Below are 11,640 nucleotides of genomic sequence, written 5' to 3' on the forward strand. Positions count from 1 at the left end.
GCGGCGGTCATCGCGCGCGGTTGAGGGTGCGCAGGGCGGCCTTGAGGAGCTGCGGCACCTGCGGCGGGGTGCCGTCGGCGAGGGCGGCCTCGGCCTGCGGGGCGACCGCGTCCAGCGCCTCGTCCGCCTCGCGGGTGGCATAGCCGAGGCCGATCAGTGCGGCGTGCAGCTGGTCGCGCCAGCCGGACGTGACCGCGCCGCCGGCCGCGCGGGCGTTGCCCACCGGCGCGCCGAGCCGGTCCTTGAGCTCCAGCAGCAGCTTCTGCGCGCCCTTCTTGCCGATACCGGGCACCGCCGTGAGCGTCTTCTCGTCGCCGTTCGCGACCGCCAGCCGCAGCGTGTCCGGTGAGTGGACGGCCAGCATGGCCTGGGCGAGCCGGGGGCCGACGCCGCTGGCGGTCTGCAACAGCTCGAAGGTCTGGCGTTCGTCGTCGTCGGCGAAGCCGTACAGGGTCAGCGAGTCCTCGCGGACGACCAGCGACGTGGCGATCTTGGCGTGCTCACCGATGCGCAGCCCGGACAGGGTGTTCGGTGCGCACTGGACGGCCATGCCGATGCCGCCGACCTCGATGACGGCGGTATCGGGGGCCAGGGCCGCGACCGGGCCGGAGACAAAAGCGATCATCGGGTGCCCTTCAGCGTGCGTACGGGAGCGGCGCGGCGGGCCGCGGCGTGCGCCTGCTGGAGGCGGTTGACCGCGGGGGCGCGCCAGATGTGACAGATGGCCAGCGCCAGGGCGTCGGCGGCGTCGGCCGGTTTCGGTGGGGCATCGAGCCGCAGCAGACGCGTCACCATAGCGCCGACCTGCGCCTTGTCGGCCCGGCCTGATCCGGTCACGGCGGCCTTGACCTCGCTGGGGGTGTGCAGCGCGACCGGCAGTCCGCGGCGGGCGGCGCACAGCATGGCGACCGCGCTGGCCTGGGCGGTGCCCATGACCGTACGGACGTTGTGCTGGCTGAACACCCGCTCCACGGCGACGAATTCGGGGCGGTGCGTGTCGAGCCACTCCTCCAGGCCGCGCTCGATCAGCACCAGGCGGTGCGCGATGTCGGCGTCCGCGGGCGTGCGCACGACGCCGACGCCGACCATCGTCAGCGGCCGCCCGGCCACCCCTTCGACCACGCCGACGCCGCAGCGCGTCAGCCCCGGGTCCACCCCGAGCACCTTCACGGTGCCCCTCCCCTCATGCCCGTACCGTCCGTACGCGCCGTGCCGTGCCGGCCCATGCCGTGCCGTGCCGTACCGTTTCGGCCCGCCGTTCCCCCATGGGGGAACGGAGATCCCCTGCTCAGCACAGTATCGGGTGGCACTGACAATCGAGTGGCACCGACAACGCGACGGGCCGACGGGGGGTGTGTTCCCCGTCGGCCCGTGTGCGAACGGAAGCGGCGCGGCCGCGCGCTGTCCGGCCCGGCCTGGCGTGGTCCGTCCTAGGCGTCGACCTTGGCCATGACGTCGTCCGTCACGTCGAAGTTGGCGAAGACGTTCTGCACGTCGTCGCTGTCCTCCAGCGCGTCGATCAGCTTGAAGATCTTGCGCGCGCCCTCTTCCTCCAGCTCGACCTGCATGGTCGGGACGAAGTTGGCGTCGGCAGAGTCGTAGTCGATGCCGGCCTCCTGGAGCGCGGTGCGGACCGCGACCAGGTCGGTGGCCTCGCTCAGCACCTCGAAGGACTCACCGAGGTCGTTGACCTCTTCGGCGCCGGCGTCCAGGACCGCGCCGAGCACGTCGTCCTCGCTCAGCTCGCCCTTGGGGACGATCACCACGCCCTTGCGGTTGAACAGGTAGGACACCGAGCCCGGGTCGGCCATCGAACCGCCGTTGCGGGTCATGGCGACGCGGACGTCCGAGGCGGCGCGGTTGCGGTTGTCGGTGAGGCACTCGATGAGCACCGCGACACCGTTGGGGCCGTAACCCTCGTACATGATGGTTTCGTAGTCGGCGCCGCCCGCCTCAAGACCCGCACCGCGCTTGACCGCGGAGTCGATGTTCTTGTTGGGCACGGAGCTCTTCTTCGCCTTCTGGATGGCGTCGAAGAGGGTCGGGTTGCCCTCGACGTCGGCGCCACCGGTGCGCGCCGCGACCTCGATGTTCTTGATCAGCTTCGCGAAGAGCTTGCCGCGCTTGGCATCGATCACGGCCTTCTTGTGCTTCGTCGTAGCCCATTTAGAGTGGCCGGACATCCGCCTGTCTCCTTCGCGTAACCCATTTCCGAAACGAACGCCATCGATCCTACCGGGGCCGTGTCACACGGCGTGACGCACCATCTCCACGAACAGGGCGTGGACGCGGTGGTCGCCGGTGAGCTCCGGGTGGAAGGACGTGGCGAGGACGTTACCCTGCCGCACGGCCACAGTGTGCCCGTTGTACGTAGCCAGGACCTCGACCGCGGCGCCGACCGACTCGACCCAGGGCGCCCGGATGAAGACGCCCTCGACCGGTCCGCCGGGGATGCCGGCCACGTCGATGGCCGCCTCGAAGGACTCGTTCTGCCGCCCGAAGGCGTTACGGCGCACGATCATGTCGACGCCGCCGAACGTCTCCTGGTCCTCCCGCGCGTCCAGCAGCTTGTCCGCGACCATGATCATGCCGGCGCAGGTGCCGTAGACCGGCTTCCCGGCCTTCACGAACGCGCGCAGCGGCTCGAGCATGCCGAAGACGATGGCCAGCTTGGACATGGTGGTGGACTCGCCGCCCGGTATGACCAGGCCGTCGATCTCCGCCAGCTCCTCGGGGCGGCGCACCGGCCGCGCCTGGGCACCGGCGTCCGCGAGCGCCTTGACGTGCTCGCGGACGTCGCCCTGGAGGGCCAGCACACCGATGGTGAGGGTGCTCATCTGTGTTCTTACGTCCTTTTTCCTACGTGCGCCGTCTGTTCGTACGTGCTTACCAGCCGCGGTTGGCGTAACGCTCGGCCTCGGGGAGGGTGTCGCAGTTGATGCCGACCATGGCCTCGCCCAGGTTGCGGGAGACGTCCGCGATGACCTTGGGGTCGTCGTAGAAGGTGGTGGCCTTCACGATCGCGGCGGCGCGCTTGGCGGGGTCACCGGACTTGAAGATGCCGGAGCCGACGAAGACGCCCTCGGCGCCGAGCTGGCGCATCAGCGCGGCGTCGGCGGGGGTGGCCACACCGCCGGCGGAGAACAGCACGACCGGCAGCTTGCCGAGCTCGGCGACCTCCTTGACCAGCTCGAACGGGGCACGCAGCTCCTTGGCGGCGGCGTACAGCTCGTTGTTGTCACAGCCGCGCAGCTTGGCGATCTCGCCCTTGATCTGGCGCAGGTGACGGACCGCCTCGACGACGTTGCCGGTGCCGGCCTCGCCCTTGGAGCGGATCATGGCGGCGCCCTCGGCGATGCGGCGCAGGGCCTCGCCCAGGTTGGTGGCACCGCAGACGAAGGGGGTGGTGAAGGCCCACTTGTCGGAGTGGTTGACCTCGTCGGCCGGGGTCAGGACCTCGGACTCGTCGATGTAGTCGACGCCGAGCGACTGCAGGACCTGGGCCTCGACGAAGTGGCCGATCCGGGACTTGGCCATGACCGGGATGGAGACGGCGTCGATGATGCCGTCGATCATGTCGGGGTCCGACATACGGGCCACGCCGCCGTCCTTGCGGATGTCGGCGGGCACCCGCTCCAGGGCCATGACGGCGACGGCGCCCGCGTCCTCGGCGATCTTCGCCTCTTCCGGCGTGACGACGTCCATGATCACGCCGCCCTTGAGCTGCTCGGCCATTCCGCGCTTGACGCGCGCGGTTCCGGTCTCGGGGTTCTGGGGCGTGGTGGGCGTGCTGGACACGGTTGACCTCACTCTTTGCGGGTGGTTATGCGTGCTGGCCACACAACCGTTTGTGTGGGGGCGAGGGAAAGGGCCAATTCAAGGTCGGTGGCTCGTTACGGCCTGGAGTTGCGTGGCCGGATGTGGTGTGGCTGCGAGCCGTTGTTGGTGGCCGCCGCCGCGTGTGGCCCTCTCCTGCCTCCGCTTCCCTGTGCGGCCCGCTCCGCCTCCGGTGCTCCCATTGTCAGCCGCCCGCCGAGCGGTCGTCCAGGATCGCCGGCGGTTCGTCGTCCATCTCGAAGGCCAGCGGGAACGGCGCATGGCCGGCGAGCCGGAGGTAGCGGACGAGGCGGTGGCGGCGGACCGCCCGTGCGGCCCGGACCGCGTCGTTGTGGAAACGGCGGGCCATCGGGACGCGGCGCACGGCCGCGGTGAGTTCGGCGACCGTCTGCTCGCCGCCGGGGGCCTCCCGTACGGCCTCCAGCTGGGCGTCCTCGGCGAAGATGGCGCGGAGTGCCTGGCTGAGCTCGCTCTCCGCGACCTCGCGGTGGTCGTCCTCGGCCTGGCGGGCCTCGTGGGCGGCCTGGTAGAGGACGATCGAGGCGGCGGGGTCGAGGACGCCCGAGGTTCCCACCTCCTGGGCGACCGAGGCGCGCCGGAGCAGCTGGGCGTCGAGGGCCGCCTTGGCCGCGTCGATGCGGGCGTGCAGGCGGTCGAGGCGGCCGGCCGTCCAGCTCAGGTAGATACCGATGAGGACGATCGCGACGGCGATCCAGATCAGGGTGGTCACGGGCCGTCACGTTACCCGTACGTGGCGGCCCGCCTGCCGTTTCAGTCCCTGGCCAGGCCCCACCGCGCCCTCAGTCCCACCCGCTCGTCCGTGGCCACCGAGGCGGCGCCCGCGGTCACCGTTTCGTAGACGGCCAGGATGTCGGCGCCGACCGTCGACCAGTCGAAGCGGCGTACGTGCTTGATGCCGCGGTCGCGGAGTTCGGCCAGTCTCTCCGGGTCGTTGAGGAGGCGTACGGCGGCGGTGGCGAGGGCGTCCGCGTCCTCGTTGGCGAACAGTTCGCCGGCCGCACCCTGGTCGAGGACCTGGGCGAACGCGTCCAGGTCGCTGGCCAGGACGGGGGCGCCGGCCGACAGGGCCTCCACGAGGATGATGCCGAAGGACTCGCCGCCGGTGTTGGGGGCGACATAGAGGTCGACGCTGCTCAGCAGGCGGGCCTTGTCCTCGTCGGTGACCATGCCGAGGAATTCGACGCGGGAGCGCATTTCGGGGGGCAGGGCCGCGACGGCCTCTTCCTCGTCGCCCCGGCCCGCCACCAGGAGGCGGGCGTCCGGCACCTTGGCGAGGATGGCGGGGAGCGCCTTGATCAGGACGGGCAGGCCCTTGCGGGGCTCGTCGATGCGGCCGATGAAGCCGAGGGTCTTCCCCTGCCAAGCGGGCTTGGGTTCGGCGCGGGCGAAGAAGTCGACGTCGACGCCGTTGGGGATGACCACCGCGTCGCCGCCGAGGTGTTCGACGAGGGTGCGGCGGGCGTATTCGCTGACCGCGATCCGGGCGCTGATCTTCTCCAGTGCGGGCTGCAGGATCGGGTACGCGGCGATCATGGCCCGGGAGCGCGGGTTGGAGGTGTGGAACGTCGCCACGATCGGGCCCTGGGCCGCCCAGCAGGAGAGCAGGCCGAGCGAGGGGGAGGCCGGTTCGTGGATGTGGATGACGTCGAAGGCGCCGTTCTGGAGCCAGCGCCGGACCCGGGCGGCGGAGAGGAAGCCGAAGTTGAGTCGGGCGACCGAGCCGTTGTAGGGGACCGGGACGGCGCGGCCGGCGGAGACGACGTACGGGGGCAGCGGGGTTTCGTCGTCGGCGGGAGCCAGGACGGAGACCTCGTGGCCCAGGCGGATCAGGTGCTCGGCCAGGTCGCGGATGTGGAACTGGACGCCGCCGGGGACGTCCCAGGCGTACGGGCAGACGATGCCGATCTTCATGCGGTCTCCGTTCCGGAGGCCGGTGCGGCGGGCGTCTCGCGCGGCTCCAGGTCGGCGAGCCAAAGACGCTGGAGCATATGCCAGTCCTCGGGGTGGTCGGCGATGCCGGAGGCGAAGGCGTCGGCGAGCGCCTGGGTCATCTGGGCGGCCTTTTCGGTACGGGTACCGGTCTCGGGGACCTCGATCTCCGGGTGGACGCGGCCGCGCATGACGGGGCCCTCGTCGTACCAGAGGGTGACCGGCAGCAGCATCGCGCCGGTCTGTACGGCGAGCATCGCGGGGCCGGCCGGCATCTTCGTCGCCTCGCCGAAGAACTTGACCGGTATGCCGGAGCTGGACAGATCGCGGTCGGCGACGAGACAGACGAGGCCGCCGGCCCGGAGCCGGCGGGCGAGGGTGCCGAAGGCGGCGCCGCCCGTGTGCGGCAGCACCTCCATGCCCAGGCCCTCGCGGTAGGCGACGAAGCGGTCGTAGAGGGATTCGGGCTTGAGGCGCTCGGCGACGGTGGTGAAGGGGGTGTTGAGTTTGGTGGTGACCCAGACGCCGGCGAGGTCGTAGTTGCCCATGTGGGGCAGGGCCAGGATGACGCCGCGGTCGCTCGCGAGGCCGTCCACGAGGTGGTGCACGTCCTCGGGGTCGAAGCCGTTCCTTATGCGGTCCTTGCTCCAGGACGGCAGGCGGAAGGACTCCATCCAGTAGCGCATGTACGAGCGCATACCGGCCCGGGAGAGGGCGGCCAGGCGCTGCGGTGAGGCGTCGGGGACGACTCGGGCGAGGTTCGCCTCCAGACGGAGGACGCCCTTGCCGCGGCGCTTCCAGGCGGTGTCGGCGATGCGGTGCCCGAGCCGTACGGCGACGCCTTCGGGCAACTTCTTGACGGCGCTCCAGCCCAGGCCGTAAAGGGCGTCGGTGAGCTTGTCGGTGGCGTTCGTCATGCGCCGTTCCCCCCTTGTGCGACGGCGTCGGCCTCGGCCGACTCGCGGCGTACCGTCACCACGCGCTGGCCGAGGGTGACGGCGCTGCCGATGGCGACGATCCACAGCGCGATCGGCAGCAGGATCTCGACGCCCGGCACACCGAAGGCGTGCAGACCGGACAGGCCGCAGGCCACGAGCGTGATGACCAGCCGTTCGGCGCGCTCGACGAGGCCGTTGACGTTCACCGGCAGCCCGATGGCCTCGCCGCGTGCCTTGGTGTACGAGACCACCTGGCCGCTGGCGAGGCAGAAGATCGCGATCGCGCAGAGCACCAGGTCATCGCCGCCCCCGGCGTACCAGAGGGCCAGCCCGCCGAAGATCGCCGAGTCGGCGACCCGGTCGAGGGTGGAGTCGAGGAAGGCGCCCCAGCGGCTGGAGCGGCCCAGCTGCCGCGCCATATTGCCGTCGACCAGGTCGGAGAAGACGAACAGGGTGATGACCACCGTGCCCCAGAAGAACCCGCCCTCCGGGTAGAAGATCAAGGCGCCGGCCACCACGCCGCCGGTCCCGACGAGGGTGACCGCGTCCGGGCTGACCCCCAAGCGGATGAGCAGGGCGGCGAACGGTGTGAGAACACGCGTGAAGAAAGCACGCGCGTACTTGTTCAGCATGGCCTTCCCGGAGGTCGATACGGGCCGCGCGGTCAAGGGGCCACCGGCTGGCCCATCGTAGCCAGGCGGCCACCGGCCACCACGAACGCATCGCGGCGCCGGGTGCAACGCACGGCGCACGGCCATCGGCGTGCGCCTCGGGGCGCCCGCGCGCGCATGATAGGCCGCAAGATCCGGGATCGCCCGTTGTGCCATGTATGGACGCATGGTGGCCTCGGTGGAAAGCTCGAATCACCGCAAAGTGTCGACCTGGAGGCGAGACACATGAGCGAGAAGTCGAGTACACACCCGGGAGCCGCCGGAAGGGCACCCACGGCCGACCGGCCCACCGCCCTGCGGAATGTGGTGCTGGTCGGCCACAGCGGTTCGGGAAAGACCACCCTGGTCGAGGCCCTCGCGCTGGCATCCGGCGCGGTCAACCGTGCGGGCCGGGTCGAGGACGGCGGGTGCCTGTCCGATTACGACGAGATCGAGCACCGCCAGCAGCGTTCCGTACAGCTCTCCCTGGTCCCGGTGGACTGGGGCGGCATCAAAATCAATCTCCTGGATACCCCCGGATACGCCGATTTCGTCGGGGAGTTGAGGGCCGGTCTGCGGGCAGCGGACGCGGCCCTCTTCGTCGTTTCGGCCGCGGACGGGGTGGCCGGCGCGACCCGGATGGTCTGGGACGAATGCGCGGCGGTCGGTATGCCGCGGGCCCTGGTCGTCACCCACCTCGAGGCCGCCCGCTCCGACTTCGACGAGATGACCCGGCTGTGCCGCGACACCTTCGGCGGCGAGGACCCGGACGCCGTACTGCCGCTGTACCTCCCGCTGTACGGCACCCCGGGCGCCGACGGCCACGCCCCCGTGGAAGGCCTGATCGGCCTGCTCTCCCAGCGGGTCTTCGACCACTCCTCCGGCGAGCGCACCGAGCGCGCGCCGACGGCCGAGGAGCTCCCGCTGATCGAGAAGGCCCGTAACCGTCTCATCGAGGGGATCATCGCCGAGAGCGAGGACGAGTCCCTGATGGACCGCTACCTCGCCGGCGAGGAGATCGACATCAAGACGCTCACCGGGGATCTGGAGACGGCGGTCGCCCGGGGCACCTTCCATCCCGTACTGGCCGCGGCCCCCTCCGGCAACGGCGCCAAGCAGGGCCTGGGCACCGTCGAGCTGCTGGAGCTGATCACCGGCGGCTTCCCCACCCCCGCGGAGCGTGAGGCACCGGCCGTGACCGGCACCGACGGCTCCCCCTGGCCGGCGCTGACCTGCGATCCCGACGGACCGCTCGCGGCCGAGGTGGTCAAGACCTCCTCCGACCCGTACGTCGGACGGGTCTCGCTGGTACGGGTCTTCTCCGGCACGCTGCGCCCGGACGAGACGGTGCATGTCTCCGGGCACGGCCTGGAGGACCGCGGGCACGAGGACCATGACGTCGACGAGCGGATCGGCGCGCTGACCGCGCCCTTCGGCAAACAGCAGCGCCCGCTGCCGCAGGCGATCGCCGGCGATCTGGCGTGCGTGGCGAAGCTGACCCGCGCCGAGACCGGCGACACCCTCTCCGCCAAGGACTCGCCGCTCCTGATGGAGCCCTGGACGATGCCGGATCCACTGCTCCCGATCGCCATCGAGGCACACAGCAAGGCCGACGAGGACAAGCTCTCGCTGGGCCTGGCCCGCCTGGTGGCGGAGGACCCGACGCTGCGCCTCGAACACCATCCGGACACCCATCAGATGGTGCTGTGGTGCCTGGGCGAGGCGCATGTCGATGTGGCGCTGGAGCGGCTGCGCTCCCGCTACGGCGTCCAGGTCGACACGGTCCCGCACAAGGTGGCGCTGCGGGAGACCTTCGGCGCCGCCGCGTCCGGGCGCGGCCGCCACGTCAAACAGTCCGGCGGCCACGGCCAGTTCGCGATCTGCGAGATCACGGTCGAACCGCTGCCGGGCGGCTCCGGCATCGAGTTCGTCGACAAGGTGGTGGGCGGCTCGGTGCCCCGCCAGTTCATCCCGTCCGTGGAGAAGGGCGTACGCGCCCAGGCCGCGCGCGGGGTCGTCGCCGGGCATCCGCTCGTCGACATCCGCGTCACCCTCCTCGACGGCAAGGCGCACTCCGTCGACTCCTCGGACGCCGCCTTCCAGAAGGCCGGCGCGCTGGCGCTGCGGGAGGCCGCCGCCGACGCCCGGATCGATCTGCTGGAGCCGGTCGCCGAGGTGACCGTACTGATTCCGGACGACTTCGTCGGCCCCGCCATGAGCGATCTGTCCGGGCGCCGCGGCCGGGTGGTGGGCACCGAGCAGTCCGGGGCCGGCCGCACCCTCGTGCGCGCCGAGGTCCCCGAGATCGAGCTCGGCCGGTACGCCGTCGATCTGCGCTCCCTGTCCCACGGCACCGGCCGCTTCACCCGCGTCTACGTGCGGCATGAGCCGATGCCGCCGCAGCTCGCCGACAAGGTACGGGAGGAGGCCCGGAACGGCGCATAGTCAACGGTGCCTCAGCCGCCGTCCGGCTCAACTCCCTTGGTCTGGACGGCGGCTGTACGCTGAGATGCGGAGGTCACCGGCTCGGCAGGGGTGTGCCGTGAGCGGTAGTCGGGAAAGAGCCGCATCATCGGATGCGCGCGGTGATGGGGGCGGTAGTGGCAGACGGCTTTGACTTCAGCCCGGGGGCGCAGGTGCCGATCGCCGGCGGCGCCGGGCAGACGGCGGCGACCCAGGCCCTGGCCTCGGCCGCCTATCGCGACTGCAACCTCTCCAAGATCTCCGACGCCGACTCCGATTCCGGCAAGTCCGAGATCAAGAAGCCGAAGCTGTCGCTGTTCGCGCCCAACCTCGGCGAGGCGTTCGCGCGCGCCGTACAGGTCCGGATGCTCGGCGGCGGCCGCAAGGCCCTCATCCAGTCCTTCGGGACGGAGCCGCAGACGATCGTCGAGCACTGCCTGTCCGCCACGCGGCTGCGCAAGCAGCGGGACGCCAAGCTGACGGTGATCATGGTGCTCTTCGGGCTGCTGTTCCTGCCCGGCGTGCTGCTGTGGCTGGGCGCCTTCCAGATCAAGAAGATGCTCTCCAAGGACGGCGAGGGCGGCGGCGTCTCGCTGCTCGGCGGGGCGCTGCTGGTGGTGCTGGCGGGCGTCGCCGTGTTCTTCATGGTCAAGCTGCCGTGGAACGGCCTGTGGCCGCTGTACGCCCGCGCCATGATCATCGCCCCGGTGGTCGGCTGGTGGTGGGCCAAGCAGATCTGTGAGGGCGCCGCGGTGACGATGCGGGAGGCCTGGAAGGGGCTGCTCGACGGCGGCGGCGTGGCCGCGAAGATTCCCGAGGCGGTGCCGCAGGACCCGAACCAGACCGCCGCCGAGACCCTCCGGCAGAATCTCGCCAAAGTCACCGCGGAGCAGCAGAGCAACGTCGTCTTCTACGCCGGCCCCAAGGGCATACTCGGCATGGGCACGCGCTGGGGCAGCTGGCAGCTCGCCGAGGAGCTGCGGCCGGCCCAGGAGGGCGTGGAGATCCACCCCTTCCGCAGCTGGGACGTCGTCCGGGTGATCCACGACCGGCTGCGCCTGCTGGAGCGCTCCCCGCTGCACACCGGCGGCTTCCCGGCCCCCTCCGTACGCCACTGGATCGTCTCGCCGGTCGGCGAGAAGGCCGGCTCGGTCTCCCGCCCGGACGGTACGGACACCGATGCGTTCCAGATCCGCGGGCACGAGATAGAGCGCATCTGCAACGAGCAGCAGTTCGGCGCCGGCAACCGCCACTATCTGGGCGTGCAGTTCGTCCTGTGGGACGGCCAGTTGGTGCTCACGCTGATGATCACCGTCACGGTCCTGCACGAGACGCTGCGCATCGAGGTGACGGGCCACGCCCTCGGCCCGGTACACGGCCTCTTCACGAGCAAGCCGGAGCCCAAGACCAAGGACGTCGCGAAGACCGTCCGGTTCTGGGAGACCAAGAAGATCACGCTCCCGCTGATCGACACCGACGAGGTCGTCCGCCTCGCCGCCCGCGCCCCGCTCACGTGGTTCCCGCCGCTCCTGGACTTCCTCGGCGGCAAGCTCACCCTCCCCGAGCCGTTCGGTCTGCGCCATGTCTGGGCCGACAAGCCCTGGCGGCACCGCTTCATGGCCGACGACGCGCTGCGCGCCGCGACGCCGGTGCTGCGCGTCGTGCACTCCGCCGCCATGAGCGTCCTGAAGGAGAACGGCGTGGACACCGAGCGCTTCGACAACCGCTCGCTGGCGCTGAGCGGCATGGTCCAGAGCGCGGAGCCGAAGAACGCCGACGAGTACAACGCCTAGACCGCGCAG

The 11,640-nt window shown here is 70.9% G+C and carries 11 protein-coding genes; 2 read left to right on the forward strand and 9 right to left on the reverse strand.

Translation table 11 applies throughout. The features are described 5' to 3' along the window. Positions 1-7: 7 nt before the first annotated feature. The 9 genes from ruvA to pgsA form a co-directional block, all read right to left on the reverse strand. A complete protein-coding gene (ruvA, locus tag ACIRPT_RS25110) occupies positions 8-625 on the reverse strand; it encodes a Holliday junction branch migration protein RuvA (protein ID WP_403504720.1) in 618 nt (205 codons plus the stop codon). After that, the gene (gene ruvC, locus ACIRPT_RS25115; protein ID WP_403504717.1) at positions 622-1,170 is read right to left on the reverse strand and encodes a crossover junction endodeoxyribonuclease RuvC; all 549 of its coding nucleotides are present in this window, start codon (positions 1,168-1,170) and stop codon (positions 622-624) included. Before ruvC ends, ruvA begins: the two co-directional genes overlap by 4 nt. A gap of 260 nt (positions 1,171-1,430) precedes the next feature. Continuing rightward, on the reverse strand, positions 1,431-2,183 hold the full coding sequence (locus ACIRPT_RS25120; RefSeq protein ID WP_403504714.1) for a YebC/PmpR family DNA-binding transcriptional regulator: 753 nt from the start codon (positions 2,181-2,183) through the stop codon (positions 1,431-1,433). A 63-nt stretch (positions 2,184-2,246) separates the two neighbouring features. Beyond that, complete coding sequence (pdxT, locus tag ACIRPT_RS25125) at positions 2,247-2,837, reverse strand: pyridoxal 5'-phosphate synthase glutaminase subunit PdxT (RefSeq protein ID WP_403504712.1); 591 nt, start codon at positions 2,835-2,837, stop codon at positions 2,247-2,249. Positions 2,838-2,886: 49 nt separating this feature from the next. After that, complete coding sequence (gene pdxS, locus ACIRPT_RS25130) at positions 2,887-3,798, reverse strand: pyridoxal 5'-phosphate synthase lyase subunit PdxS (RefSeq protein ID WP_030067142.1); 912 nt, start codon at positions 3,796-3,798, stop codon at positions 2,887-2,889. A 223-nt stretch (positions 3,799-4,021) separates the two neighbouring features. Next, the gene (locus ACIRPT_RS25135) at positions 4,022-4,567 is read right to left on the reverse strand and encodes a hypothetical protein (protein ID WP_403504710.1); all 546 of its coding nucleotides are present in this window, start codon (positions 4,565-4,567) and stop codon (positions 4,022-4,024) included. Between the two features lie 41 nt (positions 4,568-4,608). Beyond that, entirely contained in the window at positions 4,609-5,769 is a 1,161-nt protein-coding gene (locus ACIRPT_RS25140) for a glycosyltransferase family 4 protein (protein ID WP_403830786.1), read from the reverse strand. Then, entirely contained in the window at positions 5,766-6,704 is a 939-nt protein-coding gene (locus ACIRPT_RS25145) for a phosphatidylinositol mannoside acyltransferase (RefSeq protein WP_403830789.1), read from the reverse strand. Before ACIRPT_RS25145 ends, ACIRPT_RS25140 begins: the two co-directional genes overlap by 4 nt. Continuing rightward, on the reverse strand, positions 6,701-7,357 hold the full coding sequence (pgsA, locus tag ACIRPT_RS25150) for a phosphatidylinositol phosphate synthase (RefSeq protein WP_403504701.1): 657 nt from the start codon (positions 7,355-7,357) through the stop codon (positions 6,701-6,703). The genes ACIRPT_RS25145 and pgsA overlap by 4 nt, the downstream gene beginning before the upstream one ends. Positions 7,358-7,621: 264 nt before the next feature. Between pgsA and ACIRPT_RS25155 the strand changes: the two genes are divergently transcribed. Together ACIRPT_RS25155 and ACIRPT_RS25160 are read left to right on the forward strand one after the other, a co-directional pair. Next, positions 7,622-9,820 (forward strand): elongation factor G-like protein EF-G2, encoded by a 2,199-nt coding sequence (locus tag ACIRPT_RS25155; protein ID WP_403830791.1) that lies wholly within the window; start codon positions 7,622-7,624, stop codon positions 9,818-9,820. Positions 9,821-9,975: 155 nt separating this feature from the next. Beyond that, positions 9,976-11,631, forward strand: coding sequence for a hypothetical protein (locus ACIRPT_RS25160; RefSeq protein ID WP_403830794.1), 1,656 nt, complete (start codon positions 9,976-9,978; stop codon positions 11,629-11,631). Positions 11,632-11,640: the final 9 nt, after the last annotated feature.

Origin of the sequence: Streptomyces sp. NPDC101227 (assembly GCF_044767545.1) — a bacterium.
Classification (GTDB): Bacteria; Actinomycetota; Actinomycetes; order Streptomycetales; family Streptomycetaceae; genus Streptomyces.